Below are 26,969 nucleotides of genomic sequence, written 5' to 3' on the forward strand. Positions count from 1 at the left end.
GTCAGGCGACATCCTTACGTTGCGGTTGCGAAAGATCAGACGCCGGATTGGCGCGCATATAGGCAAGCACACGCTCCAGCGTTTCGACGCGGGGCGACACGGCCCCTCGGCACCACGCATCCCATGTGTCCCAATTGGCCCCGACCGAAAGCCGCAGGATATTTTGCGGCGTTTTCCCAGCCGCAGCAGCGAAACTGCGCACTTCGGACTGAAATGCGGTCATCACGCTCTGTGGAAGCTGCGGGCTAGGTGTATCGGGGTTCTGATCCATATCGCGACAATGGGGAAACATCCCCAGAAAGTAAAGGGGATTCTTCCCGATGGAGATTGACGCACCTATGGGTATACTTCCCCATATGAATAATGATGATCTCGACGCCTTCGTGCGTGGGCTGAAAGTTTTGATTGAGGAGCGCAATCTAAAAGCGGCTCCCTTATCCGAAGCTTCAGGCCTCGGAACTAGCGCAGTGCGCGATTTGTTTCGTAAATCGGCGTCCCCGAAGGTCTCAACAGCGTTTGCCCTATCAAAAACCTTAGGCCTTACGATTGATCAGGTCATCCAGCGAGGCTTGGGTTTTGCAGCAACTCCTAGCCCCGCCACCATTACCATCTCCGGGAAAGTGGGAGCTGGGGCGCATGTTGACCTCTTTGACGAGATCGAGAATGGCAACGAAACTGATGAAATACTCGCTCCAGAGAGTCTTTCCGGCGAGAATATTGCCGCTGTGCGCGTCATCGGAGACAGTATGGAGCCGGTCTATTCAGAGGGCGACGTTCTGTTCTTCACGCGGCAGACACATGAAGGCGTGCCGGTCGAGGCCATCAACCGCAAATGCATCGTCGCCACACCTGATGGCAAAGCGTGGGTCAAGCATCTGAAATACGGCTCTGAAGAAGGCAAGTTCCACCTAACCTCGATCAACCCCACCGGCGAGAACCGGCACAATACCGACGTGCTCTGGGCAACTCCCGTTCGGCTCCACCTACCTGCCGAGTTCGTAATGAAGCAACGCTAATCCCGTTGCGTCTCTACGCCGGTATTTACCGTTTATCAGGCAATGGGACCTAAAACCGGTAGACAACCGTTATATATATGATGATAGATGGCGAAAGCGTCATCGGCGCAGGTCTCGGCAGTTCCACAAAATCCCGAGACAACCGGTATCCCAAATTACCGGTCAGACAGGAGGCAACACTATGCCAAATCGCAACCGCAAGACCACATCGGCAAGCCAGTGGGGCAACAACGCGTTCCCGCCAGAAGCCGCCGAAAACTACGATGAATTTCCGGTAGATGCCGTGATCGAATTTAAGCGCAAGCAAGAGCTCGCCCTCGCAGACGAGGAATGGGAAGTCGTGGACGGGTTGAATTTCCCCTATGAACAGACCGCCTAACTGGGCGCAACAGCCCCCGACCGCTTATTCGATCGTGACCGGCTTCTTCCCCGAAGCCAAACCAGAAGGCGGCACCGCAAAGTGCCGCCCTTTGCTTGTGATGCAGGTGCTTCAGGGCAAGAGTAGTGGTAAAATTGCCTTGCGCGTCTGCTATGGCACAACCAAGGTCAAATTCCCGCAACGCGCCAATATCGACCTGATCATACAGAACTCGTCAGATCTCGACGCATGCGGCCTATTGCGCGCGACCCGCTTTGTTATCGATCCAAAACAGCAGACCCTGCTGGAATGGAATGCAGACAACTTCTGCCTATGGTCCGGCACACAGAGCCCGCGGCGTGGCCAGCTTCCAGAGCATCTCCAGAAGGAAGTTGCCTGGCTGATGATGCAGCACCTCTAGCCACGCAAACCAAAGCGCCGGACACCTAGACAGGCATCCGACGCATCTCCGAACTTAGTTCAGCACCCCCACATTACCAACAAGGGAAAACCCTCGTTTCAATCCCCGCCCCCAAGCGGGGCTTTTTCGGCTGCCATAGCCTGATTTACGAGGTCAAATATGCGCCCCAGCGGCGCCGATCGATGTGGCCAGTATGCCGACTCGCAAACAGCGTTCCAGAAATAAAATGGGGACAAATCCCCAAATAGTATTTGACATGGGGAAACTTCCCCAACATATTCAACGCATCACAACCGATGGAGTTGACCATGAAATCCCTATCCTCCCGCTGGGCCGTGGCCCTGATCACCGATCCCATTCGCGCCAGCCGCGCCACGCCCCTTGCCCGCCGCCGCGCTTGGGCGCTGATGAAAGCTGATCGCGGCCAGAGCTGCGCCTTCAGCCTTCACACGATGCCCACTCCCACACAGCAAGGCCCGCAAGACGCCGCCTGACACCGGTGCTTCCTGCCGCACACCGCGGCGTTCCACAGAAAGCCCTGTCCTCATTCGGTTGCCTGATCACTGCTCGCAACCCACCTGCCGGGCGGTGCGCTGCTCGCCACCGCCCGGCCTTTTCCAACCCCAAAGGATATTCCCATGACGGAACGCCCCCTGCGCGGCCTCGACCAGATCCTGTCGCTGGTCGATGACGGCATGTATCTGCAGCGCCTTGTCGAAGAGATGGAAGGCAACAATGTCGAGATGCGCCAGCATGCGCAGGATTTCGGCAATGGTGCCAAGTCGAAGATCTCGATCACGCTGGACATGAAGATCGACCGCTTCGGCCAGCTCGACCTGCAAGTCGATCACAAGATTACCGGCCCCAAGCCGCCCAAAGGCAAGGGCGTGGCATGGCTGACCGGCGAAGGCGGTATTTCCGCCCACAATCCCGCGCAAGCCCGGATGGAAATCCGCGATGCAGGCAATGGCAAGCGTGCCTTTGCCACATCCAGCTTCACCGAAAAATCGCAACCCAAAGAGGCCTAAGCCATGACCGAAAAAACCGAAGAGAACATCGCACAGACGATCCTCGACCAGCTGCCAGCCCTGCTGGACGTGAAAGAGATCGATTTCTCGCGCGCAGTCTATGACCACAGCGAACCCTTCCTGCTGTCTGTGCCGCAAGGCCGCAAGATCGAGAACCTGCATGCCATCATCAAGCAAAATGCGGAAACGCTTGCGCCTCTCCAGCGCCGCGGCATCTCCACCATGCTGGATCTGGCGAGCTTCATTGAATGGATCAATCGCCACAAGGACGAAGACAGTGTGATCTTCGGCGAGATCTCGACCACGCCCAGCATGACCGCCGTTATCGATTACAACCGCGCAGGCCCTGCCGAGGTCAACCTCGACCGCGATCAGCGCGCCCGCCACGGCCAGCACCGTGCGCATTACAAATTCCCGATGTCCGAGGAATGGAAGGACTGGGACAAGATCGATGGCGAAGAACTGACCGGCCCCGATATGGGCGAGTTCATCGAAGCCCACGCCAAGGATGTTCTTGCTCCAACCCCCGCGCTCCTGGGCGGCGGTGAGGTGAAAGAGGACTGGGAGAATGGCTTCCTTGAGATTGCCACCCAATTGAATGGCCGTTTCGCGACCTATCAGCGCCTCAACATGCTGTCACGCGAGTTCACCGTGAACGAGGTGTCGAACCTCTCGACCTCCTTCAACCGCGACACGGGCGAACAAGTGATCCAGTTCCAGGACGAGCACAAAGATCCGAACGGCCAGCCGATCAGCATTCCGAACCTGTTCATCATCGCTATCCCTGTCTTCGATGGCGGGCCGCTTTACCGCATCCCCGTGCGCTTCCGCTACCGGAAGAAGGGCAGCAACGTCGTGTTCATCATCACGATGCACGAGCCGAAGATCGCCCTGCGCAATGCTGTTGAAGAGGCGTTCGCAGAGACCAAGGAAAACACCGGCCTGCCCCTGTTCATTGGCAAGCCGGAAGCATCGACCTCCGCATAACCATCCGGCCCCACCCCCTTTCCTCCCGGGGCCCGATACGGGGCGGCGCTTAATACCCACCAGCGCCGCCCTAAGATCCCGAGCTTCGGCCAGCGCCTGTCAGGCCCTGCCCCAAACTCAGGAATTCGGCGTGTCCCACGCGCGCCGGACAGGCGGACGCGGCAACCAGTTCGGAGGCCTGCCGCGTCCGCCGACCATCATGAAAGGAAACGCGATGACCGCATCCACCAGACGCAAGCTCGCGGCGGCAGCAGACGACTATCACGAGCAGATCAGCAAGAACCGGCCTTTCTTCATCATGGGCCACCCGAGCGATGCCGATCGCATCGGAGCGCTCCGCGCAGCAGCCCGCGCCCATGATCTGACGATGGAAGAGCTTTGCCCGCAGGTCGGGATCTGTGGCGGCCACTGCAAAGGTCACACCGCCGCCGGTCGCGCGGCCCTTAGCGAGAAAGGAGCCGCATGATGCGCAGCACCGAGAAGCGGATCGTCACGATCCCCGATGGGCTTGGCAAAGTCGATTTCAGCCGCCGCGATGTCAGTCTTCCCCGTGCCCCTTGGGATGCTAGCCGCAGCTCTCTGGCCGAGCGCCCCGAGACCGCCCCGCGCCAACCCATCATCCTCACCGCAACGCCACGCAGGCCGACAAAGGGCGCTGCTCTCGGCGCAGCCATGGTCAGCTTGATCGCCGAAGAACTCCGCCGCCCGCGCGACGAGTATGGCCCCACCGAAGTTTTCATCTGAAAGGAAAGACACATGCTGCGCATTTTCAAACGCAAGATCGACACCGGAAATGACCCTTTCTGCGGCGTCACTTTAGGCGATCAGGTTAAAGACACGCTCACGGGCTTTACAGGCATCGTTATTGGCCGCGTCGAATACCTCACCGGCTGCAATCAGCTCTGCGTTCTGCCCAAATCCGATAAGGACAACGAACTGAAGGACGTCCATTGGTTTGACATCGAGCGCATCGAGAAGCTGGCAGACCGCGCGGTCGAGATCTCGTCGCGTTACACCGGGGCAGATATCCCCTCGCCACCATCGACCGCTCATCGCATCCAACGCGGCATTTAAGCCTGATCTTCCGGTGATCCGCCCCGCGTGGGCGGAGATCCCGAAGAACAGGAATTCGTGCGGTGGTCGCGCGGATGATCTGCGGGGGAAACGCTGTCCGATGCGCCCCCGCAGATCCGGAAATTCAGGAGGCAATCATGGGAATAGCCATCATCGCAGGCGCGGCCATCATTGCCAGCCTGACAATCGCAGCTCTCCGAGGGATCGACTGATGGACGGATCGAACATGCATATCGGGGATGGCCTGCCCCCGATGATCATCGACAACTTCGCGGGCGGTGGCGGTGCCTCTACGGGCATCGAGCTTGCCCTCGGACGCTCGCCGGATGTGGCGATCAACCACAACGCAGATGCGATCGCGCTGCATGCGGCGAACCATCCCGAGACGCTGCACATGATCACCGATATCTGGGCCGTGAAGCCTGCGGATGTGGCGGGCAAGCGAAAGGTCGGGATGATCTGGGCCAGCCCGGACTGCAAACATTTCAGCAAGGCCAAAGGTTCAAGCCTGCGCGACCGCAATATCCGCGATCTGGGCTGGGTCGTGCACCGCTGGGCCCGACTGCCGAAGGCGCAGCGCCCCGATGTGATCCTGCTGGAGAATGTCGAGGAATTCGTCACCTGGGGCCCTGTGGGCGAGGACGGCCAGCCGATTAAGGAATTTGCGGGCCAGACCTTTGAGCTTTGGGTGAAGCAACTGCAGGAGCTGGGCTATAAGGTCCAGTGGCGCGAGATGCGCGCCTGCGATTACGGCGCGCCGACGATCCGCAAGCGCCTGTTCATCGTGGCCCGCTGCGATGGTCGACCGATCGTATGGCCGAAGCCCACCCATGGCGATCCTGCCTCGAAAGAGGTTCAAGCAGGCAAGCTGAAACCGTGGCGCGCGGCGGCGGAGATCATCGACTGGTCACTGCCCTGCCCCTCGATCTTCGACAGCTCGGAAGCGATCAAGGAAAGCCTCGGCATTCGAGCGATCCGCCCGCTCAAGCCGAACACTCTGGCCCGTGTAGCGCGCGGCATGAAGCGCTATGTCCTGGACGCAGCCTCGCCCTTCATCGTGAACCTGACGCATGGCGGGCGGGTCGAGGATCTAGCGGCGCCCTTGCGGACAATCACTGGCGCGCATCGTGGCGAGAAGGCCCTCGCCGCCCCGCTACTGGCCACCATGCGCAATAGTCAAAAGCCGTGGAGCGCCATCACCGAGCCGACCCATACCGTGACCGCCGGCGGTGCAGGCATCACCCTGATCGTACCGAGCCTCACGCGCTTCAATTCTGGCGCGACCGGCTCGGATATGCGCGAGCCTGCCCCAACCGTCACCGCGAACAGCTATATCAAACGTCCAGGCGGTGCGGCCCCGATCGGCATCTTGGCCCCTAGCCTCATGAGCCTGAAGGGCACGACGCGCCGTGACATGGCCATCACCGCGCCCCACCCGACCGTGCTGGCCGGTGGCGGGCACAGCGCCATGGTGGCTCCCTATCTTGCCAGCATCGCCCATGGCGACAGTGGCGGGCGGCGCGAATACCCTATGGCCGAGATCCTCGGCACCGTGACGGCGCGCGGCGTCCAGCATGCCCTGATCAGCCCGACGCTAATCCAGACCGGTTATGGCGAGCGCACGGGCCAAGCGCCGCGCGCGCTGGACATGACCCGCCCCCTCGGGACCGTTGTCGCGGGCGGGGTGAAACACGCCGCCTGCGCGGCCTTCCTCGCCCAGCAGAACGGCGGCCCGCGCATGGAGGCTCATTCCGGCCACGACGCGCGCGAGCCGCTGACCACCATCGCCGCCAGCGGCAGCCACCAGACGCCTGTCGCGGCCTATTTCGCGAAATACTACGGCACCGGCGACGGGGCCGAGCATCGTGACCCAATGCACACCGTCACTGTCCGCGATCGGTTCGCGCATGTGCAGGCCCAGCTGGCGCTGACCTTCGGCCCCGAACATGAGGCCCGCGCGCGTGAGGTGGCCGCGTTCCTTCGCGCGCACGATGCTTGGGCGGGCGGCGAGTTTGTCACGCTGACGATCAAGGGCGAGACCTATGTCGTGGTCGATATCGGCCTACGCATGCTCACCCCGCGCGAGCTTTTCAATGCGCAGGGCTTCCCAGCCGATTACGTCATCGACGGCGTGTGGCAGGGCGACGATTTCAAGGCCTTCACAAAGAACGTGCAGGTCAGCTGCTGCGGAAACAGCGTCTGCCCGGACATGGCCCGCGCGCTGGTCGAGGCGAACTGCCAGCACCTGAAGGCGCAACCCGCAACACAGGAGAAATTTGCATGACCACTCCCCGTTGCATCGGCCTCTGTGGCTGCGAGCCTGACCCCGTGCCGCCCCGCCCCGCCGCGCCCTTTCCGGATGGTGGATCATCCTCTCCCTGTGCGTCGGCGGCGTCATGATCGGGGGCGGGCTGTCCGCTTGGGTGTGGCTGTGATCCGCGCATTCCTCCGCAAATGGCTTGGCATCGACGAAATCGAGGCAGATTTGGCCCGCGAGAACACCAGCCGATTGAACAGCGAGCAGGCTGTCCTTGGCGCGGTAAACGGGCTTGGTCGGAAGATCGATGGGGCTGACCGCTTGTGGCACAGCAGCCGCGATCGGCCCCGCTCAGCACAGCCGAGAGCATCTGCATCCGCTCGCACTCCATTGCCCCCGCCTAGCGACGATTAACCCCCAGCGCGGGCCACCGGCCCCGCTCAGAACAGCAGAGATAAGGAGGCCGATGTGACCGAGAAGCTGACCGATACCGAGCGCGATGCCGCCCGCTACAGGTGGCTCAAGTCTCGCGACCTGGACACTATTCGCAGAGGCGGCGTTTTCGCCGGTCTGACGCCGGAAAATGTCGTCCTGAACGGCGACGACCTAGACCGGCGGATAGACGCCGAAATGTCCCAACCCAGATAACCCCGGAGGCACCATGCCGAGAAAGAAGAACCGGCGAAAAGAGATCCAAGCGCAACGCCGCGCAGAGGAAGTCGCAAAGGCGCCCAAGCCGAAGCCCGAGCGCCGTGTGGGTATCATAGCGCACCGTCACCCCAGCGGGCCTTCGATCGCCACGCTGGCCATGATGATTAGCCGCCTTGGCCGCCCCTGACGACACCGCGCCGCCCCTGACAAGCGAATGAAGGAGAGAGATATGCCGAACCCGATCCCAGAGCACGTGAGGGCGATCACCGGCCCAAACATCCTTACCACCGAAGAGTGGATACGCCGCACCGAGGCCGCGAAAGACTTTCTCGTTCAGCGTCATGGTTACAGGGAAGAAGACTTTTACACGGTGTCGGATGATGACGAGCCGTGCCTCGGCGGCTGGCCGAAGTATCGCCCTGAGTGGATCTCGCAATCAGGCTTTGTCGCTGATCAGGCTATCCCGCGCGGGCTGATCCTGCACTGCCCTCCGGGGCTCGACATTACTGGCGAGCCTCACGACACGCATGACCCGATCTGTCTACTGGAAGATGCCGAACTCTGGGCAAGCATGACCGATGACGAGATTAGGGCGCTCTGCGAAGATCCCGCCCCCCACCACACAGGACACCACCCAATGAGCCAGACACCCACAGACGCGCCTAAACGCATTATCGGCGCGGATTTTTGCTGCAATATGGCTCAAGGGGGCTATGGCTGTGAATGTGCGGCAAGGGAGGCCGCGAAGAATGCTGCCGACCTGATCGAGCGCCTGACCGCAGAGCGTGACGCGCTGCGGGCTGAACAAGACCCAGATGCGCTGATGGTCGCATATCTGCATGGATTTGCGGGCGCAAAGATTGGCCCAGATGGTTCGCTTGCCGCCCGCGACGAACGGGTGAGACAGGAGGCATGGGCGGAGGCCATGACCCACCTCGACAAGCCGCTGAACGACACCCTGTCGCGCCGCATGGCCGATGCCGCCACTTTCGCAGCCGAGGCGTATGAGCGGGCCGGTCGCGGCGATGAAGGCACCTATGCGCTGCGCCGTGCGTTCATCACGGCGATGGCGGATTTCATGCACCCCGGTCTGGATTATCTGCGGGCGGACCCCGAGGCAGCTGCAGCCATCCGCAAAGGTGACGCATGACCCGCAACACCAGCAGCGCCGTCATGCAGCAGCGCACCGAACCGCACGAAAGCCTGGACGACTTCCCGACCCCGCCTTGGGCCACCCGTGCCCTGTGCGACTGGCTTCTGTCGATCGGTCAGGATCTGGGCAGCATGGCCTGCCACGAACCAGCCGCGAACCGTGGCCATATGGTCCGCCCGCTGCGCGAGGCGTTCGAGTTTGTCAAAGGCAGCGACGTTCACGATTACGACGTGGGTTTCTTGGTCGAGGATTACCTATTCTATCCGGCGAATCCTTACCTGTTCGACTGGACGATCACAAACCCGCCCTTCCGACTGGCCGAACAGTTCATTCTGAAGGCGCTCACCCAAAGCCGCGCAGGCGTGGCTGTGATCGTGCGCAGCGCCTTCCTCGAGGGCGTCGGGCGGCACACGCGGCTATTCTCGCTGTACCCGCCCACGGACATCCTACAATTCACCGAGCGCGTGGTGATGCACAAGGGCAAGCTATCCGAGAACGGCAGCACCGCAACGGCCTATTGCTGGATCGTCTGGCGCAAGGACATAGCGGGCGAGCCCACGCGCTTCCACTGGATCGCGCCTTGCCGGCGGCGGCTGGAACGGAAGGAAGATTATCAGGAGAAGGAGGAATAGATGGGGAAACACGACAGCACAATCTGGCGCGATGGCGATCCGCTCATCCTGCCATTTCCCGTCGTCGCCGAGCGACTGGGGGTTCCCGCCGAAGCCCTGCGCAGAGTAAGCGACGATTGCGGGCACACTATCCGCATAGGCCGCACAGTCGGCATCTACCACGACGATATCAAGGAGTTAATCGCATCATGCCGCGTCCAAGCAAAGGAGCCCGCCTCTACTGGCGCGAAGCCAAAGACCGTCCGGGCGTCTGGGAAATCCGCGACGCCGGAAACGTCAGGATCTCGACCGGCACTGACAGCCGCAGCGAGGCTGAAAGCCAGCTCGCGGAATACATCTCGCGCCGCCACCGCCCAAGTGGTCCCGCTCACCCGTCAGAAATAACCTGCGAGTGGGCCCTGAGCATCTATGCCGAAGAACACGCCGCCCATGTGACCAGCCCACAGCGGATCGGCTATGCAATCGCGGCTCTTGAACCGTTCTGGGGAACCCTGCCAGTTGGGGCGGTCAAAGGCGAGACATGCCGCCGATATGCGAAAAGCCGCGTCCACGCAAAGACAGGCGAGCCAGTCAGCGCGGGCACGATTCGCCGCGAGCTGAACACGCTTCAAGCCGCGATCAATCACTGCCACCGAGAGGGATATCTGCTCGAAGCCCCGCGCGTCGCCATGCCGGCCAAGCCGCCGAGCAAAGAGCGCTGGATGACCCGGCAGGAAGCGGCATGGCTACTGCGCGGGGCGCGCGCATTGAACCGCGATGGCCGCCACCTGCAGGACTTTATCCTGCACGGCCTCTACACCGGCTCACGCAAGGAAACGATTCTATCGATGCACATCGATCGGCAAAGCCCGACCGGCGGCTATGTGGACACCGTGAACGGCATCCTCTATCGCCGCCCACGCGGAAAGACAGAAACGAAGAAGCGGCAGCCGACCGCGCGGATACCGAAGCGCTATCTGGCGCACCTCCGCAGGCAGGCCGCCAAAGGCCGGATCTATGTAGTCGAGCGGCAGGTCGAGCGCGAAGGAAAGGTCTGCCGCGAGATGGTGGCAGAGGTCCGCAAGGGATGGGCTCGCGCCCGCGAGCTTGGCCAGAAGATGGCATGGAAGCGCGGCATCAGGATCAACCTGTCGGACGTGACGCCACATACGCTGAAGCACACGGCGATTACATGGGCGCTACAGCGCGGGGCAACATTCTGGGACGCCGCTGGATACTTCGGAACGAGTGCCCAGACGATCGAGAAAACCTATGGGCATCATAGCCCTATGCACCAAGAATCGGCGGTCGCGGCGATGGATAAACGCGCCTAAATCGCGAATAACCGCACCATTTCCGCACCGAGCGAACAAAGCCGAAATCGTAACTGATTGATTTGATGGCGCACCCATCAGGATTCGAACCTGAGGCCTCTGCCTTCGGAGGGCAGCGCTCTATCCAGCTGAGCTATGGGTGCCTAGCGCCTCCTATACCGGAGGCATAAAAGCTGCGCAACGGGCAAACCGACTGCCCGTCGCAATTATTCGCCTTCAACCAAGCAGATCGTGGCACAGCTCCAGCGCCGAGACCAGCGCATCGGCCTCGGCCCGCGTGTTATACATCGCAAAAGATGCCCGCGCGGTGGCGGTCACCCCCAGATGCTGCATCAAGGGCATCGCGCAATGGCTGCCCGCCCGCACGGCCACGCCACGCTTGTCGAGAATCGTCGACATGTCATGGGGATGGGCAGGACCATTGAGCGTCATCGAGAAGATCGCCCCACCCTCGGGCGGAAGGCCCTGCAGGTTGAGCCAATTCAGCCCCTGCAATTTCTCGGCCGTATAGGCGCGCAGGTCCTGCTCATGGGCCTCGATATTCGCCATGCCGATCGACATCATATATTCGAGCGCCACGCCCAGACCATATTGCTGCACGATGCCCGGGGTGCCCGCCTCGAACTTCATCGGCGCGCTATGGTAGGTGACGGTGTCGCGGGTCACGGTGTCGATCATATCGCCACCGCCAAGGAAAGGCCGCATCTCGGCCTGACGCTCCTTGGAGATCCAGATCGCCCCCGACCCCGAGGGCCCGTAGAGCTTATGGCCCGTGATCGCGTAGAAATCGCAGCCGATAGCCGACACATCGACCGGCATATGCACCGCGGCCTGCGAGCCATCGACCAGCACCGGCACGCCCTTCTCGCGTGCACCCTTGGAGATTGCGGCCACATCCACCAGCGTGCCCAGCACATTGGACATATGGGTGACCGCGACGAGTTTGGTTTTCGGGCCGATCGCCTCGAGCACCTTCTCGGCGGGCAGCGAGCCATCGGGCTCGGGCTCGACCCATTTCAGCACGACGCCCTGACGCTCGCGCAGGAAGTGCCACGGCACGATATTGGCATGGTGCTCCAGCACCGAGAGCACGATCTCGTCACCCGCCTGCAGGCGCGGCGCGGCCCAGGCGTAGGAGACGAGATTGATCCCCTCGGTCGAGCCGGTGGTAAAGATGATCTCGTGCTCGTCCGGCGCATTCAGAAAGCGCGCGATGATGCTCCGCACGCCTTCGTATTTCTCGGTCGAGATATTGGAGAGCGTATGCAGCCCGCGATGGACGTTGGAATAGTCTTCCTCATACATCCGCGTCATCGCGTCGATCACCACACGCGGCTTTTGCGCCGAGGCGCCATTGTCCAGATAGACGAGCGGCTTGCCGTTTACCTGACGCGACAGGATCGGAAAATCGGCGCGGATCGTTTCGACATCGAACATATTGGCCCCCAGAGCGCGGGAAGGAAAGAATTGAGGCGGGCCCGAGAGGCCCGCCGGAACGGTCAGGTCAGGCCGAAGGTGACGGCATTACGCCAAGGATCATCAGGATCAGGCCGGCGGCAAAGGCCGAGGCGAAGAAGGTGATGATGGTGCCGATGGCCACCACGGCCAGATTGCGGAACCCGTGCAGGGTCGCCGCGAAATTGACCACCAGATAGAACATCAGGAACAGCAGGAGGATCGTTGTCACCCCGAGCGTCGCCGGCGCAACCACAACCAGCACCAGTTGCACGATCTGCAGGATAACCATGACAAATTCGGCCCAGCTCATCAGCAGGAGCGCGTCACGGAAATTGCCCACGCCATTGCCCAGTCGTCCGACAAAGGTCATCGCCGCCGCCGCATAGACGAGGATGATCGCTTGCAGCACGATCAGCGGGATCGGGTTGAAGTTCAGCTCCTCGGTATCGGGGATCATGGCCGAGGCGATCACCTGCCCCGCAAGCCCCAGACAGGCCGAGAGCACCACCACCACAGCAAGTCCCAGCCAGCGCGCCTGCGTCGGCGGGTTCCACTCGATCAGCGCGCGGGCCACGGCCTGCGGCTGGGTCAGCGTGTTCAGGATGGCGGATTTAAGGTTGAACTGTTCCAAGATTAGCTCCGCTTTGCGCCCGTCTCGAAAAAGGCGACGCGCAATCCCGAGATCCAGAAGATAAGGAAGGCGATGAAGGTCAGCACACTGATCACATTCGCCTGATGACCCATGCCAATAAAGCCAGTGACCAGCCCGCGCAAGAGGAGGAGCGGTGCCGAGGCCAGAAGCGCCCAGAAAAGCGCCACCCTCGAACCATAGCCCGTGCCCTGCCCGCCCATGAGACGCGCCACGCCCCGAGCGACGAATGCCACCAGATAGAGGACGGGGGCCGCAACGAGGAGCCCCAGCGCCTGCCCCAGCATCAGCGCCGGAAGCGGCACCTGCGGATTATGGAAGGCAAAGCGCGACAGACCGGGCCATTGCGCGATGAACACGAGGATCAGCGCGGATAGCAGGAAGGTCAGCGCCCGTGGCTCAGATACGGCATGGGATAGATGATCGCGCACCACCTGACGGGGTGCGCGATAGGTTCTCAGGATATCCGTAAGCGCAGACATCGATCAGGAGGCGTGGCGTGCCAGCCAGCCCTCGAGACGCGACAGCACGTCATCGCGCAGCGCCTCATCCTCGATCTCCTCGACCGCGTCGGCCATGAAGCTCAGCACCAGCAGGTTCACCGCGATGCCCTTCGGCACACCACGCGAGCGCAGGTAGAAGAGCGCCGTCTCGTCGATCGCGCCGGTGGTCGAGCCATGCGAGCAGGCCACGTCATCGGCATAGATCTCGAGTTCCGGCTTGGCGAGGAACTGGCTGTCCCCGTCCAGCAGCAGCGACTGGCTGATCTGGTAGCCATCGGTCTTCTGCGCGCCTTCCTTCACGAGGATCTTGCCCTGGAAGATGCCCTGCGCGCCGTTTTTCAGCACTTTCTTGAACACCTGACGGCTCTCGCCATTCAGCGCGCCATGGGTGATGAAGACGGTGTCATCATGATGGAACGGCCCCTTACGACCGTCGCCCACGGCAGCACCGGCGACATGCGCCATCGCGTTATCGCCCACGATATCGATCACGCATTCATTGCGGGTCAGTTGACCGTTCGAGGTCATGGTGAAGGACTTGAAGAGCCCTTCCTCGCCCACACGGGTGAAGATATGCGTATTGGCCAGACGCTCCTGCGAGCGGCCCTGCACACGGATATGGTGGAATTTCGCCCCCTTGGCCACATCGACCTCGGTCACGATACTGAAGCGCGCCGCCGCTGCTCCGCTTTCGAGAAGCGTGATCTCGGCACCTTCCTCGAGTTTCACCACATGATGCAGGATCGCATCCGAGGTGGTGTCCTCGTGGAGATAATCGATATGCACGGGCTTGGCGGCCTGACCGGTTACCTTGATCAGAAGACCATCCGTTGCCGCCGCCGTATTCAGCGCGGCATAGGGGCGGTCAACGGGTTTCTGGCCGTCGGCTTCGAGCTTGCCATAAAGCGATTGCGCCCAATGGATATCGGCGGCATCGGCCTCTGCCAGACGCGAGATCTCGACGCCCGTATTGACCAGATCATCCGACAGGTCCTCGCTGAAGACGCCATCGACAAAGACCAGACGCACGCGTTCGAACGTGTCGAAATTCGCGCGCTCGTCCTTGGGGTTGAAGATCGCGGCCTCGGGCGCCTCGGGCGCGTTCAGCGCGGTCGGGTTGGTCCAGCGCCAGTATTCGTCACGGCGCCCCGGAAGGCCCATGGCCTTCAGACGTGCCAAAGCATCGGCACGGGCAGTCGCCGTAAACCCGCCTTTGGGCAGGTCCATCGCGGCCAGACGGGCGTCCAGAGCATCCGCTTTGAGCGCCAGATTGCGTTCTTTTGCGGTTGCCATTACGCCATCACCTCCGAGATCCCATGCTCTTTCAGCAGGTCTGAATAGCCGTTCTTCTCGACTTCCAGCGCCAGCTCGGGGCCACCGGTCTTGATGATACGGCCCGCCGCCATGATATGCACGACATCGGGTTTGATATGGTCCAGAAGACGCTGGTAGTGGGTGATCACGAGGAAGGACCGGCCTTCCGAACGCAGCGCGTTCACGCCCTCAGACACCAACTTCATCGCGTCCACGTCCAGACCGGAATCGGTCTCGTCGAGGATGCACATCTTGGGCTCGAGCATCGCCATCTGCAGGATCTCGTTGCGCTTTTTCTCACCGCCCGAGAAACCCACATTGACCGGACGCTTGAGCATCTCGGCGTCGATCTTCAGCGATTTCGCCTTCTCGCGTACGACCTTCAGGAATTCGCCTGCGGAATATTCGGCCTCGCCGCGCGCTTTGCGCTGCGCGTTCACGGCGGTGCGCAGGAAGGTCATGTTCCCCACGCCCGGGATCTCGACCGGATATTGGAAGGCGAGGAACAGGCCTTCGGCGGCGCGCTCTTCGGGTTCCTGCTCCAGCAGGTCGTTGCCATCCAGCGTCGCCGAGCCCTCGGTGACCGCATAGCCGTCACGGCCCGACAGCACATAGGAGAGCGTCGATTTGCCCGAACCGTTCGGACCCATGATCGCATGGACCTTGCCGGTTTCGATGGTCAGGTTCACGCCCTTGAGGATCTTCTTGCCACCCTCTTCCAGTTCCGCGTGCAGGTTCTTGATCTCTAGCATAGTCTTTTTCCTGTTCAGTCGATGGTGACTGCCGTGCCGGAGGCCGACACCATCAACATCGAATCCGCGACGACCTCGTAATCTAGATCGACGCCAACGATTGCGTTTGCGCCCATGGCCAGAGCGCGCTCTTGAAGTTCTTTGAAGGCCACCTCCCGCGCATCGGCGAGCTTGGCCTCATAGGCGCCCGAACGGCCGCCCACGATATCCGTGATCTGGGCGAAGAAATCGCGCACAACATTAGCCCCCATGATCGCCTCGCCCACGACGATGCCGTGATAGCGGGTAATCTTATGGCCCTCGATATTGGCCGTGGTGGTGACAATCATGCGCGTTCTCCCCTGATATTAGCCAACCGAGCCTTCGAGCGAGATCGCCACCAGCGATTGCGCTTCCATGGCGAATTCCATCGGCAGGGCCTGCAGCACCTCGCGGCAGAATCCGTTCACCACCAGAGCGACCGCCTCTTCCTCGTCCATGCCACGGGCGCGGCAGTAGAACAGCTGGTCGTCATCGACCTTGGAGGTGGTGGCCTCGTGCTCGACGCGGCTCGTGTTATTCTTGACCTCGATATAGGGCACGGTATGCGCCCCGCATTCGGAGCCGATCAGCAGGCTGTCACATTGCGTATAGTTGCGCGAATTGGCCGCCTTCGGGTGCATCGACACAAGACCACGATAGGTGTTCTGCGCCTTGCCAGCCGAGATGCCCTTGGACACGATCCGCGAGCGCGTGTTTTTTCCGAGATGGATCATCTTGGTGCCGGTATCGGCCTGCTGGTAGTTATTGGCGATCGCGATCGAGTAGAACTCGCCCGAGGATTCCTCGCCGCGCAGGATGCAGGACGGGTATTTCCAGGTGATCGCGGAGCCGGTTTCAACCTGCGTCCACATGACCTTGGCGCGATCACCACGGCAATCGGCGCGCTTGGTCACGAAGTTATAGATACCGCCACGGCCCTCTTCGTCGCCCGGGAACCAGTTCTGCACGGTCGAATATTTGACCTCGGCATCTTCCTCGATCACGATCTCGACCACAGCCGCGTGCAGCTGGGCAGTATCGCGTTTAGGGGCGGTGCAGCCCTCGAGATAGGACACATAGGACCCTTTATCCGCGATGATCAGCGTCCGTTCGAACTGCCCCGTGTTTTCCGCGTTGATGCGGAAATAGGTCGACAGCTCCATCGGGCAGCGAACCCCCGGCGGGATATAGACGAACGACCCATCCGAGAAGACGGCCGAGTTGAGCGTAGCGTAATAGTTATCGGTCTGCGGCACGACCGAGCCGATATATTTCTTCACCAGCTCGGGGTGTTCCTTGATCGCTTCCGAGATCGAGCAGAAAATCACGCCCGCTTCGCGCAGCTTCTCCTTGAAGGTGGTGCCCACAGACACGGAGTCGAAGACCGCATCCACGGCAACCTGACGCTTGTTCGGATCGTAGTCTTCGGCACCTTCCACACCCGCGAGGATCATTTGTTCCTTCAGCGGGATGCCGAGTTTCTCATAGGTCGCCAGCAGCTTCGGATCGACCTCGTCGAGCGATTTCGGCTTGGTTTCCATCGACTTCGGACGCGCGTAATAATACTGGTCCTGAAAATCGATTTCCGGCACGTTGAGAAGCGCCCAATCGGGTTCTTCCATCTCTTTCCAGCGCGCGAAGGCCTGAAGACGCCATTCGGTCATCCATTCGGGCTCTTCGTTCTTCTCGGAGATCAGGCGGACGATATCTTCGTTGACGCCCTTGGGGGCGTATTCCATCTCGATCTCAGTATTCCAGCCGTATTTATACGACTCCATGTTCTGGACCGCTTCAACCGTCTCGCGGTCGACGCCTTCGCGGATTTGCAACTCGTCTGCCACGTGTCATTCCCTATAGCTCTGGTCACGTCCGGCGCGACCGTTTCCCGAAGTCCGCAGGATCGTCAGCCGATCCACCGGACGTTTTATAATTATGCGCGAAGCTTCTCACCGTGCTTGCGTCGCGCTTTGGCCCAGGCCTCCACGAAGCGGTCGATTGCCTCGTGCGTGATCCCCGGCCCGAGCGAGAGGCGCATCGCACATCCCGCCAGATCCTCGCCCCACCCCATAGCGCGCAATACGCCCGAGGCCCGGACCTTACCCGATGAACAGGCCGATCCGGCAGAAACCGCAAACCCCGCAAGATCCATCCGCATCACCTGTGTCTCGCCTTTCCAAGCAGGACTGATGACCGAAAGAGTGTTGGGCAATAGCGCCGGAGCCTCTCCTGCCGCCGTGCCCGCGGGGGCTACGTCATAGCCCGGAAAATAGACATCTTCGACGGCCTCTGCCAGTGCCTTTTTTAGAATATTTCTAAATTCGGCCACTTCTTCCCAGACGCCATTGGCCAGATCCCTCATCGCGGCCTCGGATGCAGCAGAAAATCCGGCGATACCGATCAGATTTTCCGTTCCTGCGCGGCGACCCATTTCCTGACCGCCGCCTTTGAGCGCCGAAGACAGATCGGTGCCCTGTTTCAGCACAACAGCACCTATGCCTTTCGGGCCGCCCAGCTTATGCGCCGAGATCAATCCGCAGGTAGCCCCCATCCAGTTGAAAGCCAGAGGGATCTTCCCGAAACCCTGCGTCAGATCGGTGGACCACAGCCCCTCGGGCAAGGTCTGGATCACGCCGGTTTCGGAATTGGCGATTTGCAGGCTGCTGCGTTGAGGGGTCGCAACCGTCACACGGCCATAGCCATCGACCGGAAGATCGGGGTCACACCAAGCGGTTACGGCATCATGTTCGATCGCGGCACAATGGATGTCGCGCCCCGCATGGACCAGCGCCGAGGCCTCGGTCGTGCCGGAGGTGAACACGATATCCTGCCCGTCCGCACCGATGGCCGAGGCGATCTGCGCACGGCATTTCTCCATAAGGGATTTCGCCGAGCGGCCCTCCATATGCACCGAGGATGGATTGCCCACGATGTCCATGGCCTCGATCATCGCGGCCTTCGCCTCGGCGCGAAGTGGCGTGGTTGCGTTCCAGTCGAGATAGAGCCGTTGCATCTGATCGTATCCTTCCCCTCCGAACGCCCTTTATCCGGCAGGACGCGGTCTCGCGTCGGGACATAGGCGCAGACTGCCCAAAAGACAATAACCCGAGCGATAGACTCGGGTTACGCGTTTAGTGCACAGAACCGCCAGACTGTCAGTCGTCCACCACCGAGAAGAGCGACGGCACGGCGGGGCAAGGCTTCAGGCCGTTGCCGATCACATCTTGCAGCGTAGTCTGGTGCAGGAAAACGAAGACCTGCGCCGAAAGGCTTTCCCACAGGCGGTTCGACATCGATTGCGCCCGCGTGCCGGATTTGCCGCCAGAGGCACCCGCACCCACATGCATGGCCGAAACCTTCTCGTCCACCGCCTCGAAAATCTCGCTCACGCGGATCTCCGCTGCCGGCCGCGCCAGCTGGTAGCCGCCGCCCGGACCGCGCACCGATTGCACAAGCCCCGCCCGGCGCAGGCGCACGAAGATCTGCTCGAGATAGGCCAGCGAGATATCCTCGGCTTCCGAAAGCTGGGACAGAGAGACCCGACCATTGGCGCCCGACAAAGCCAGAGACGACAATGCCACCATTGCATAACGCCCTTTGGTCGATAGTTTCATGCAGCTTCCTCCAGCTTTTTTCGTGAGCCCGCAGCCGCAGACCCGTTCATGAGACACGACCCTATCACAGGGCGCGCCGAATCGCGGCAAATTTACGCGAAGTTTGCCGGATGTCACCCGCCAATCGAGGGCAAAAACCGCAAGAACCATTGACCTTGCGCCCCGCTCCCCTTACTTCGGTTCCACCCGTAGATCCGGCATTGTGCCGGGATGGCCCTGCCTAAGGGAGATGCAGGTTGCGCGTCAAGCGCTGCCCTCTTCCCGGATAGTGCCCTTGCAAGAGCAGACGAGAACCGATGCCCGAAGTCATATTCCCCGGCCCTGAAGGTCGCCTAGAAGGCCGCTACCACCCGCAGGCCGCCCCTGACGCGCCGATTGCCATTGTCCTGCATCCCGATCCGCAATTCGGCGGCACGATGAACAACCGCGTCGTCTACAACCTGCATTACGCCTTCCACAAGCTGGGCTTCACCGTTCTGCGTTTCAACTTCCGCGGCGTCGGCCGTAGCCAGGGCGAATACGACCAGGGCATCGGCGAGCTGTCGGATGCCGCCTCGGCGCTCGATTACCTGCAATCGCAGAACCCAAATTCCAAGCATTGCTGGGTTGCGGGCTTCAGCTTCGGTGCCTGGATCGGCATGCAGCTGCTGATGCGCCGCCCCGAGATCACCGGCTTTGTCTCGGTGGCCCCGCCCGCGAATATGTATGATTTCAGCTTCCTCGCGCCCTGCCCCTCCTCGGGTCTGATCATCAATGGCACCGCCGACCGCGTGGCGCCGCCGAAAGACACCGCGACTCTGGTTGGCAAGCTTGGCGAGCAGAAGGGCATCACCGTCACCCATGAAGAGATCGCAGGTGCCGATCACTTCTTCAAGGATGACGAGGCGCATATGAAGCCGATGATCGATACGGTCCAGTCCTATGTGAAGCGCCGCCTGACGGAGAATACCCGCTAATGGCGCTGATCGAAGATCTGGCCGAAAAGCTGGCCTTCGATTGCATGCAGGCCCAGAAGGAGATCGGCCCCGCGGCCGATCGCCTCTATCAGGAGGTCGCCGCCCATATCGGCACCTCCTCACCTTCTCTCGAGGAAGCCTTCCTCACCGCCTGCCGCCTACATATGGCGGCCCTGCGCGGCGACGAGTTCCTCGCGCGCCGGATCAAGGCGCTCAAAGACGCAGGCTGACCCCTCGACGTGCTGTGCGGTCGGGCGCGTTGTGCAGCCCTGCGCGTGCCCAGGCTCTGGTCACTTCATCGCAAACCCGTTACGCCTAGACCGAGAGCTGGCTTAGCACCGGCCCCGGCACCCCCATACCCTCTGCGGTATGCCGGCTGATCTCGGCGCAGTCCGGGGTGCCCTTCCTGTCCGCCGGGACGAAAGGAACAGGCTCATGACCCAGACCGCAGACACCGCCTCCACCCAACGGCTCGACCAGCAACTGGCCTTTCTGGCCGAGGCCGAGAAGCTGAAAGGTGTTGTCCGCGCGACCCCTGTCATGGATGATTCCCGTTTCGAGAATTCCGCCGAGCATAGCTGGTCGCTGGCCCTCTGGGCGCTGGTGATGGCCGATCAGGCCGCCCCCGAGGTGGATCCCGTGCGTGCGATCAAGATGCTGCTGCTGCATGATATCGTGGAGATCGATGTGGGTGATGTGCCGATCCACTCGGCGGGCGGCAAGGCCCATGACAGCGCCGAGATCGCTGCGGCAGAAGATCGCGCAGCGGAGCGTATCTTCGGCCTCCTGCCTGCAGATATGGCCGAGGATTTCCTTGCCACATGGCGCGAATTCGAGGCCAATGAGACACCGACGGCGATCTATGCCAAATCGCTCGACCGTGCGCAGCCGGTGATGCTGAATCTGCAATCAGGTGGCGGATCATGGCGCGAATACAAGGTCACATGGACCCAGCTCGAAGACCGCGTGGGCTGCAAGATCAACCGCGGCATTCCCGGTGTCTGGGAAGCGATCAAAGCCCGCATCTTCCCGTGGTTCCAGGATAACCGCCGCGTCTGACCGCTCTGCCGCCTGCTTCTCCCCGGAAGCAGGCTATTTTTTAGCCGACGCCATTTCGAAACCTTATCTTTGCACTCGCCCGCTATTGATCGGCCTATCGCAGGACGCCCTTGCGCGGCATGCTCGTGCCAGACTGCGGCTTTTTGTGAATACCGTCGTATACTACTGCATACAAACTCTGGTCATCACGGGATTTTTGCGCTAGATGAAGCCTGTCCCGACTCAAATATAGCCTAGGAAGGGGTTCATATGTCCAAGATCAAGGTAGAGAATCCGATCGTCGAACTCGACGGCGACGAGATGACCCGGATCATCTGGGATTTCATCAAGAAGAAACTGATCGAACCCTACCTGGATGTCGATCTGCTGTATTACGACCTCGGCATCGAGGAGCGTGACCGCACCGATGACCAGATCACCATCGATGCCGCCAATAAAATCAAAGAGGTGGGCGTTGGCGTGAAATGCGCAACCATCACCCCTGACGAGGCGCGCGTCGAGGAATTCGGCCTCAAGAAAATGTGGAAATCGCCCAATGGCACGATCCGCAACATTCTGGGCGGCGTGGTGTTCCGCCAGCCGATCATCTGCCGCAATGTGCCGCGCCTTGTGCCGGGCTGGACCGACCCGATCGTGGTGGGCCGCCATGCTTTCGGCGACCAGTATAAAGCGACCGATTTCACCTTCCCGGGCAAGGGTCAGCTGACGATGAAATATGTCGGCGATGATGGCACCGTGATCGAGAAGGTCGTCTATGATGCGCCCTCGGCAGGCGTTTATCAGGCGATGTATAACCTCGACAGCTCGATCTACGATTTCGCGCGGGCATCGTTCAACTACGGTCTGTCGCTCAACTGGCCGGTCTATCTGTCGACCAAGAATACCATCCTGAAAGCCTATGACGGCCGCTTCAAGGATATCTTCGCAGAAGTCTACGCCAATGAATTCGAAGAAGAATTCAAGAAGCGCAAGATCTGGTACGAACACCGTCTGATCGACGACATGGTGGCATCGGCCATGAAATGGTCGGGCAAGTTTGTCTGGGCCTGCAAGAACTACGATGGCGACGTGCAATCGGACACCGTGGCACAGGGCTTCGGTTCGCTGGGCCTGATGACCTCGCAGCTGATGACGCCGGACGGGAAAATCGTCGAGGCGGAAGCCGCCCACGGCACCGTAACGCGCCACTACCGCCAGCACCAGCGCGGCGAGCAGACCTCGACCAACTCCATCGCCTCGATCTACGCTTGGACCGGCGGCCTGAAGCACCGCGCGAAACTCGACAATAACGCGCAGCTGATGACCTTCGCCGAGACGCTCGAGCGTGTGGTTGTGGAAACCGTCGAGTCGGGCTTCATGACGAAAGACCTCGCCCTGCTGGTCGGTCCCGACCAGAAATGGCTCACCACGATGGGCTTCCTCGAGAAAGTCGACGAGAACCTGAACAAAGCGTTCTGATCCAGCTAAAAAGGCCGGGCATCACGCCCGGCCTTTTTCATGACACAACCTGCAACTGTCAGGCAGCGATAAGTTGCAGATCGTGCCAGTAGTGGCGCATCTCGTTCAGGGCTTCACGGTCCTGACGGCGGGCAAGGAAGCGCAGATAGAGCTGGCTCGGTCCCTCGAAATAGATCACGAAAATCATGATCCGGAGCGCCTCGCGCATATCTTCGCTCAGGTCCTCCCACTGCGGCACAGGCCCCCGCAAATTCACCCCTTGCTCCTCCAGAACCGTCAGAAGCGCGTAATGGCGCAAATAACGCTCTTCCTGTTCGATCTGGATGATCCCGTGCCACGCAAGCGCCCGCTGCGCCTGTGCAAACCTGTGCCTCGTCACGCGGTCCACCAAGGCGAGACGAAACTGGACAATCGTAAATGCAACCGTAAGACAACACATCAATATACCAAGGCAAAACACTGATAAGTCAGACATTAATTCCCCCAGTCACCACTTAATGATTTATTTACTAAAATTAACGCATGGCGAAAATGTGGCACAAAGCAGGATCTGTCAGGGCAGTGCATGGAAAATCTTGCGCCTGACGCAGGCTGCGCTACAGCATATACCATGACCTCTATGACCAATCCCTCCCATACCCCCCTCGATGACGCTCAGGGCATTGCCTATGGCGGGATCGTTGCCGGTTTTGGCCTGCTGATCCTGACCTCGCTGGGCTTCGTAACGGGGCAAACCGCCGGTATGGCGGTGCTGATCTCCTATGCTACCGGATGGTCCTTCGGGGCCGTCTTCTTCCTCATCAATATCCCCTTTTACTGGCTGGGCTGGAAACGTATCGGTCCGGCTTTCGTGTGGAAATCTCTGGCGGCGGTCACGCTGCTGTCGCTGACCACGGCGGTCCTTCCCCATTATGTCCATTTCGACCTTCTGCATCCGGCGGCGGGCGCGATCCTGTTCGGTCTGATCACAGGCTCGGCACTGCTGGCATTGTTCCGGCACGGATCGAGCCTTGGCGGCATCGGGATCGTGGCGCTCTACCTGCAAGACAAGACCGGCTTGCGCGCGGGCTGGACCCAGATGGGGTTCGATGTGGCCGTCTTCGCACTGGCGCTGACGCTGCGCGATCTGGAGACCGTGGCATGGTCCTTCCTTGGCGCTGTCGTGATGAATATGGTGATCGGCATCAACCACCGGCGCGATCGTTATGTCGCGACCTGATGATTTATTAAGCATCCTCAGATAATCTGTCAGGGCCGCCGCGAGCGGCCTTGATTTTTACGTAGATCAGCGCATAATTAGGTCATGTGTGCTGACATTAATGCCGATCTCAAACTGCGTTGCCCCCCGCCGACCGGACGCCGCAAACGTTTGGTTGCTCGCAAGGGCGCACGCCATCCTGATGAAAAACATTATACCCGCTTCGAGGATATCCAGGGGCTCCTGGTGGCCTGCGCGCAGGCCGCGCTTGGCATCCACCTCCTGCGTGCGGCGGGTCTGATGACCGGGGGCACGGCGGGGCTTGCCCTCCTGCTGACCTATATCGCGAAGGATCACGGGCTGGGTCTGACCTTCGGGATGATCTTCTTTGCCATCAACATCCCCTTCTATGCCTTCGCCTACAAGGCGCGGGGTGTGAGCTTCTGCATCAAGAGCCTCGCGTCGGTGACTCTGGTCTCGCTGATGGCGGAGGCACTCAAGCCCTTCCTGCATGTGGACCAGATCCACCCTGCCGTTGCGGGACTTCTCTTCGGGGTGAGCGCGGGTGTCGGGCTGCTGGGGCTATTCCGCCATTCGGGCTCTCTGGGGGGCGTGTCGATCGTGGCGCTGGTGCTGCAGGACCGGTTCGGCTTCAAGGCGGGCTGGACGCAGACCATTCATGACCTGTGCCTGTTCGTGATCGCGCTTTTCGTTCTGCCATGGAGCGCGGTTGCATGGTCGCTTCTGGGCGCCGTGGTCCTCAATGCGGTGATCGCCTTCAATCACCGGCGGGACTGGTATGTTGTCACCTGATCTGTCAGGGTCGGGCCAATAACCATTTCCTGTGAAGCCGGAGCGTTCCCCAGATGAAAACCTATGGTCTGTTGCTGCTGGCCGTATTATTCGAAGTCTTCGGAACGTCCTGTTTACAGGCCAGCCAGCAATTCTCGCGGCTCTGGCCCTCGCTCGGGGTGCTCGCGGGTTTTGCGGGCGCCTTCTTCCTTTTGACACAGGTGCTCAAAACCCTCCCCCTCGGGCTGACCTATGCGCTCTGGTCCGGCATCGGCATCGTGCTGACCAGCATCATCGGCCTCGTGATCTTCAAACAGCGGCTGGATTTTGCAGCGATTTGCGGCATCGGATTGATCATTGCAGGGGTTCTGGTGATCAATCTCCTGTCTAAATCGGCGGTTCATTGACTTGAGGGCTGGATTGACCGGCCCAAATGGACTATGCGCAGGGGCAATCCTCCCTAGCAGGCAAGATTTCTTATGGAACTTCGCAATATCGCGATCATCGCGCACGTTGACCACGGCAAGACAACCCTGGTCGACCAGCTTCTGAAACAATCCGGTGCATTCCGCGAAAACCAGGCCGTCGCAGAACGCGCCATGGACAGCAACGACATCGAACGCGAGCGCGGGATCACCATTCTCGCCAAGGCGACCTCGGTCGAGTGGGAAGGCACCCGCATCAATATCGTCGACACCCCCGGTCACGCCGATTTCGGTGGCGAGGTGGAGCGCATCCTGTCGATGGTCGACGGTGTCTGCCTTCTGGTCGACGCGGCCGAAGGCCCGATGCCGCAAACCAAATTCGTGACCTCGAAGGCCCTCGCCCTCGGTCTGAAGCCGATCGTGGTGCTCAACAAAGTCGACAAGCCGGCCGCCGATCCGGACCGCGCGCTTGACGAGGTCTTCGATCTCTTCGCCAACCTCGGCGCGTCCGAAGAGCAGCTCGACTTCCCCCATGTCTACGCTTCCGGTATCGGCGGCTGGGCCGATGACGAGCTGGACGGGCCGCGCAAAGACCTGAGCGCGCTGTTCAACCTGATCGTGAAGCATGTCGAGGCCCCCAAGCAGGTTGCCAAAAAAGACGAGCCCTTCGCGATGCTGGCCACCACGCTGGCCGCCGATAACTTCATCGGCCGCATCCTGACCGGCCGTATCGAATCCGGCACGCTGAAAGTGGGCGACAGCCTCAAGGCGCTCTCGCGCAAGGGCGACAAGATCGAGCAGTTCCGCTGCACCAAGATCCTCGCCTTCCGCGGCCTGAGCCAGCAGCCGATCGACGAAGCTGTGGCCGGTGATATCGTTACCGTCGCGGGCATGACCAAAGCCACTGTGGCCGACACGCTCTGCGCGCTGGAAGTCGACGAGGCGATCCAGGCCAAGCCGATCGACCCGCCGACCATCTCGGTGACCTTCGGCATCAATGACAGCCCGCTTGCAGGCAAGGACGGCTCCAAGGTCCAGTCGCGCGTCATTCGTGACCGCCTGATGAAAGAGGCCGAGACCAATGTCGCGATCCGCGTCGAGGACACCCCCGGTGGCGAGGCCTTTGTGGTATCGGGCCGTGGCGAACTCCAGATGGGCGTTCTGATCGAGAATATGCGCCGCGAAGGGTTCGAGCTGTCGATCTCGCGTCCGAAGGTCATCTTCCGCGAGGAAGACGGCGTGCGCATGGAGCCGGTCGAAGAAGTCATCATCGACGTGGATGACGAATATTCCGGCGTCGTGATCGAGAAGCTGACCGGCTACCGTAAAGGCGAACTGGTCGAGATGCGTCCTGCCGAAGGTGGCAAGACCCGCATTGTAGCCCACGTTCCCTCGCGCGGGATGATCGGCTATCAGGGCGAGTTCCTGACCGATACCCGTGGCTCGGGCGTGCTCAACCGCCTGTTCCACAGCTGGACCCCCTATAAGGGCGCCATCGAAGGCCGCCGTCAGGGTGTGTTGATCTCGATGGAAAACGGCACCTCGGTGGCATACGCCCTGTGGAACCTCGAAGAACGCGGCAAGCTGTTCATCGGTGCGCAGGAAGCGGTCTATACCGGCATGATCATCGGCGAGCATTCGCGTGATAATGATCTGGAAGTGAACCCGCTGAAGGGCAAGAAGCTGACCAACGTTCGTGCCTCGGGCACCGACGAAGCCGTCCGCCTCACCCCGCCGGTGCGGATGTCGCTCGAAGAGGCAATTGCCTATATCGATGATGACGAGCTGGTCGAAGTGACGCCGAAAGCGATCCGTCTGCGCAAGGTCCATCTGGATCCCCATGAGCGCAAGCGCGCCTCGCGCGAATCCTGATCGGGGTTCTG

Annotated in this window: 34 protein-coding genes and 1 tRNA gene; 23 read left to right on the plus strand and 12 right to left on the minus strand. The window is 60.9% G+C overall.

From position 1 onward, the window contains the following. Position 1 precedes the first annotated feature (1 nt). Positions 2 to 223, minus strand: a complete 222-nt coding sequence (locus tag WDB91_RS12050) for a hypothetical protein (protein WP_339112801.1) — start codon at positions 221 to 223, stop codon at positions 2 to 4. A 97-nt stretch (positions 224 to 320) separates the two neighbouring features. Here WDB91_RS12050 and WDB91_RS12055 point away from each other — a divergent pair, with 97 nt between their 5' ends. The 15 genes from WDB91_RS12055 (at position 321) to WDB91_RS12125 (ending at position 10,890) form a co-directional block, all read left to right on the plus strand. Then, positions 321 to 1,016, plus strand: a complete 696-nt coding sequence (locus WDB91_RS12055) for a LexA family transcriptional regulator (RefSeq protein ID WP_339112802.1) — start codon at positions 321 to 323, stop codon at positions 1,014 to 1,016. A gap of 181 nt (positions 1,017 to 1,197) precedes the next feature. Further along, positions 1,198 to 1,395, plus strand: a complete 198-nt coding sequence (locus tag WDB91_RS12060) for a hypothetical protein (RefSeq protein ID WP_339112803.1) — start codon at positions 1,198 to 1,200, stop codon at positions 1,393 to 1,395. Continuing rightward, a complete protein-coding gene (locus tag WDB91_RS12065; RefSeq protein WP_339112804.1) occupies positions 1,379 to 1,795 on the plus strand; it encodes a hypothetical protein in 417 nt (138 codons plus the stop codon). Before WDB91_RS12060 ends, WDB91_RS12065 begins: the two co-directional genes overlap by 17 nt. 308 nt (positions 1,796 to 2,103) lie before the next feature. Beyond that, positions 2,104 to 2,289 (plus strand): hypothetical protein, encoded by a 186-nt coding sequence (locus WDB91_RS12070; protein WP_339112805.1) that lies wholly within the window; start codon positions 2,104 to 2,106, stop codon positions 2,287 to 2,289. A gap of 144 nt (positions 2,290 to 2,433) precedes the next feature. Beyond that, positions 2,434 to 2,823: a hypothetical protein gene (locus WDB91_RS12075; protein WP_339112806.1), complete on the plus strand. Its 390-nt coding sequence runs from the start codon at positions 2,434 to 2,436 to the stop codon at positions 2,821 to 2,823. A 3-nt stretch (positions 2,824 to 2,826) separates the two neighbouring features. Continuing rightward, on the plus strand, positions 2,827 to 3,810 hold the full coding sequence (locus WDB91_RS12080) for a DUF2303 family protein (protein WP_339112807.1): 984 nt from the start codon (positions 2,827 to 2,829) through the stop codon (positions 3,808 to 3,810). A gap of 214 nt (positions 3,811 to 4,024) precedes the next feature. Further along, the gene (locus tag WDB91_RS12085) at positions 4,025 to 4,276 is read left to right on the plus strand and encodes a hypothetical protein (RefSeq protein ID WP_339112808.1); all 252 of its coding nucleotides are present in this window, start codon (positions 4,025 to 4,027) and stop codon (positions 4,274 to 4,276) included. Beyond that, positions 4,273 to 4,554: a hypothetical protein gene (locus tag WDB91_RS12090; protein ID WP_339112809.1), complete on the plus strand. Its 282-nt coding sequence runs from the start codon at positions 4,273 to 4,275 to the stop codon at positions 4,552 to 4,554. Before WDB91_RS12085 ends, WDB91_RS12090 begins: the two co-directional genes overlap by 4 nt. Before the next feature lie 12 nt (positions 4,555 to 4,566). After that, the gene (locus tag WDB91_RS12095; protein WP_339112810.1) at positions 4,567 to 4,884 is read left to right on the plus strand and encodes a hypothetical protein; all 318 of its coding nucleotides are present in this window, start codon (positions 4,567 to 4,569) and stop codon (positions 4,882 to 4,884) included. 211 nt (positions 4,885 to 5,095) lie between these two features. Then, on the plus strand, positions 5,096 to 7,168 hold the full coding sequence (locus WDB91_RS12100; RefSeq protein WP_339112811.1) for a DNA cytosine methyltransferase: 2,073 nt from the start codon (positions 5,096 to 5,098) through the stop codon (positions 7,166 to 7,168). A 441-nt stretch (positions 7,169 to 7,609) separates the two neighbouring features. After that, complete coding sequence (locus tag WDB91_RS12105) at positions 7,610 to 7,789, plus strand: hypothetical protein (RefSeq protein ID WP_339112812.1); 180 nt, start codon at positions 7,610 to 7,612, stop codon at positions 7,787 to 7,789. Positions 7,790 to 7,802: 13 nt separating this feature from the next. After that, positions 7,803 to 7,979, plus strand: a complete 177-nt coding sequence (locus WDB91_RS12110; RefSeq protein ID WP_339112813.1) for a hypothetical protein — start codon at positions 7,803 to 7,805, stop codon at positions 7,977 to 7,979. Positions 7,980 to 8,021: 42 nt separating this feature from the next. Further along, the gene (locus WDB91_RS12115) at positions 8,022 to 8,942 is read left to right on the plus strand and encodes a hypothetical protein (protein WP_339112814.1); all 921 of its coding nucleotides are present in this window, start codon (positions 8,022 to 8,024) and stop codon (positions 8,940 to 8,942) included. Then, on the plus strand, positions 8,939 to 9,577 hold the full coding sequence (locus WDB91_RS12120) for a hypothetical protein (protein WP_339112815.1): 639 nt from the start codon (positions 8,939 to 8,941) through the stop codon (positions 9,575 to 9,577). The genes WDB91_RS12115 and WDB91_RS12120 overlap by 4 nt, the downstream gene beginning before the upstream one ends. A gap of 188 nt (positions 9,578 to 9,765) precedes the next feature. Beyond that, complete coding sequence (locus tag WDB91_RS12125; RefSeq protein ID WP_339112816.1) at positions 9,766 to 10,890, plus strand: integrase; 1,125 nt, start codon at positions 9,766 to 9,768, stop codon at positions 10,888 to 10,890. A 66-nt stretch (positions 10,891 to 10,956) separates the two neighbouring features. On the opposite strand, the gene WDB91_RS12130 is transcribed toward WDB91_RS12125, so the two are convergent. From WDB91_RS12130 to WDB91_RS12175, 10 genes are all read right to left on the minus strand, one after another. Beyond that, positions 10,957 to 11,033 (minus strand) — tRNA-Arg (locus tag WDB91_RS12130). 73 nt (positions 11,034 to 11,106) lie between these two features. Then, positions 11,107 to 12,327 carry a cysteine desulfurase gene (locus WDB91_RS12135; protein WP_339112817.1) on the minus strand — a complete coding sequence of 407 codons (1,221 nt, stop codon included), beginning with the start codon at positions 12,325 to 12,327 and terminating at the stop codon, positions 11,107 to 11,109. A gap of 67 nt (positions 12,328 to 12,394) precedes the next feature. Next, complete coding sequence (locus WDB91_RS12140) at positions 12,395 to 12,979, minus strand: YIP1 family protein (RefSeq protein WP_339112818.1); 585 nt, start codon at positions 12,977 to 12,979, stop codon at positions 12,395 to 12,397. A gap of 2 nt (positions 12,980 to 12,981) precedes the next feature. Then, positions 12,982 to 13,479, minus strand: a complete 498-nt coding sequence (locus WDB91_RS12145) for a YIP1 family protein (protein WP_339112819.1) — start codon at positions 13,477 to 13,479, stop codon at positions 12,982 to 12,984. A 3-nt stretch (positions 13,480 to 13,482) separates the two neighbouring features. Further along, positions 13,483 to 14,793, minus strand: coding sequence for a SufD family Fe-S cluster assembly protein (locus WDB91_RS12150; protein WP_339112820.1), 1,311 nt, complete (start codon positions 14,791 to 14,793; stop codon positions 13,483 to 13,485). Beyond that, a complete protein-coding gene (gene sufC / locus WDB91_RS12155) occupies positions 14,793 to 15,566 on the minus strand; it encodes a Fe-S cluster assembly ATPase SufC (RefSeq protein ID WP_339112821.1) in 774 nt (257 codons plus the stop codon). Before sufC ends, WDB91_RS12150 begins: the two co-directional genes overlap by 1 nt. A gap of 14 nt (positions 15,567 to 15,580) precedes the next feature. Beyond that, positions 15,581 to 15,895 (minus strand): heavy metal-binding domain-containing protein, encoded by a 315-nt coding sequence (locus WDB91_RS12160; protein ID WP_339112822.1) that lies wholly within the window; start codon positions 15,893 to 15,895, stop codon positions 15,581 to 15,583. Between the two features lie 18 nt (positions 15,896 to 15,913). Then, on the minus strand, positions 15,914 to 17,428 hold the full coding sequence (gene sufB, locus WDB91_RS12165) for a Fe-S cluster assembly protein SufB (protein WP_339112823.1): 1,515 nt from the start codon (positions 17,426 to 17,428) through the stop codon (positions 15,914 to 15,916). An 89-nt stretch (positions 17,429 to 17,517) separates the two neighbouring features. Further along, a complete protein-coding gene (locus tag WDB91_RS12170; RefSeq protein WP_339112824.1) occupies positions 17,518 to 18,597 on the minus strand; it encodes a cysteine desulfurase family protein in 1,080 nt (359 codons plus the stop codon). 142 nt (positions 18,598 to 18,739) lie between these two features. Then, the gene (locus WDB91_RS12175) at positions 18,740 to 19,198 is read right to left on the minus strand and encodes an Rrf2 family transcriptional regulator (RefSeq protein WP_339112825.1); all 459 of its coding nucleotides are present in this window, start codon (positions 19,196 to 19,198) and stop codon (positions 18,740 to 18,742) included. Between the two features lie 296 nt (positions 19,199 to 19,494). Between WDB91_RS12175 and WDB91_RS12180 the strand changes: the two genes are divergently transcribed. The 4 genes from WDB91_RS12180 to WDB91_RS12195 all read left to right on the plus strand — a co-directional run bounded on the left by WDB91_RS12180 (position 19,495) and on the right by WDB91_RS12195 (position 22,671). Next, positions 19,495 to 20,154, plus strand: a complete 660-nt coding sequence (locus WDB91_RS12180) for an alpha/beta hydrolase (protein ID WP_339112826.1) — start codon at positions 19,495 to 19,497, stop codon at positions 20,152 to 20,154. Further along, positions 20,154 to 20,384 (plus strand): hypothetical protein, encoded by a 231-nt coding sequence (locus WDB91_RS12185; protein WP_339112827.1) that lies wholly within the window; start codon positions 20,154 to 20,156, stop codon positions 20,382 to 20,384. Before WDB91_RS12180 ends, WDB91_RS12185 begins: the two co-directional genes overlap by 1 nt. Positions 20,385 to 20,589: 205 nt before the next feature. Continuing rightward, complete coding sequence (locus WDB91_RS12190) at positions 20,590 to 21,213, plus strand: HD domain-containing protein (protein ID WP_339112828.1); 624 nt, start codon at positions 20,590 to 20,592, stop codon at positions 21,211 to 21,213. Positions 21,214 to 21,462: 249 nt separating this feature from the next. Next, positions 21,463 to 22,671, plus strand: a complete 1,209-nt coding sequence (locus WDB91_RS12195) for an NADP-dependent isocitrate dehydrogenase (RefSeq protein ID WP_339112829.1) — start codon at positions 21,463 to 21,465, stop codon at positions 22,669 to 22,671. Positions 22,672 to 22,729: 58 nt separating this feature from the next. Here WDB91_RS12195 and WDB91_RS12200 read toward each other — a convergent pair whose 3' ends face one another. Further along, positions 22,730 to 23,050, minus strand: a complete 321-nt coding sequence (locus WDB91_RS12200; protein ID WP_339112830.1) for a hypothetical protein — start codon at positions 23,048 to 23,050, stop codon at positions 22,730 to 22,732. A gap of 240 nt (positions 23,051 to 23,290) precedes the next feature. On the opposite strand from WDB91_RS12200, the gene WDB91_RS12205 reads away from it, so the two are divergent. From WDB91_RS12205 to typA, 4 genes are all read left to right on the plus strand, one after another. Further along, positions 23,291 to 23,890, plus strand: a complete 600-nt coding sequence (locus WDB91_RS12205; protein WP_339114516.1) for a YitT family protein — start codon at positions 23,291 to 23,293, stop codon at positions 23,888 to 23,890. Between the two features lie 84 nt (positions 23,891 to 23,974). Beyond that, a complete protein-coding gene (locus tag WDB91_RS12210) occupies positions 23,975 to 24,682 on the plus strand; it encodes a YitT family protein (RefSeq protein ID WP_339112831.1) in 708 nt (235 codons plus the stop codon). A gap of 53 nt (positions 24,683 to 24,735) precedes the next feature. Beyond that, positions 24,736 to 25,068, plus strand: coding sequence for an SMR family transporter (locus WDB91_RS12215; protein ID WP_339112832.1), 333 nt, complete (start codon positions 24,736 to 24,738; stop codon positions 25,066 to 25,068). A gap of 72 nt (positions 25,069 to 25,140) precedes the next feature. Beyond that, on the plus strand, positions 25,141 to 26,958 hold the full coding sequence (typA, locus tag WDB91_RS12220) for a translational GTPase TypA (RefSeq protein ID WP_339112833.1): 1,818 nt from the start codon (positions 25,141 to 25,143) through the stop codon (positions 26,956 to 26,958). Positions 26,959 to 26,969: the final 11 nt, after the last annotated feature.

This window comes from Thioclava sp. GXIMD2076, from assembly GCF_037949795.1.
Lineage (GTDB): Bacteria > Pseudomonadota > Alphaproteobacteria > Rhodobacterales > Rhodobacteraceae > Thioclava > Thioclava kandeliae.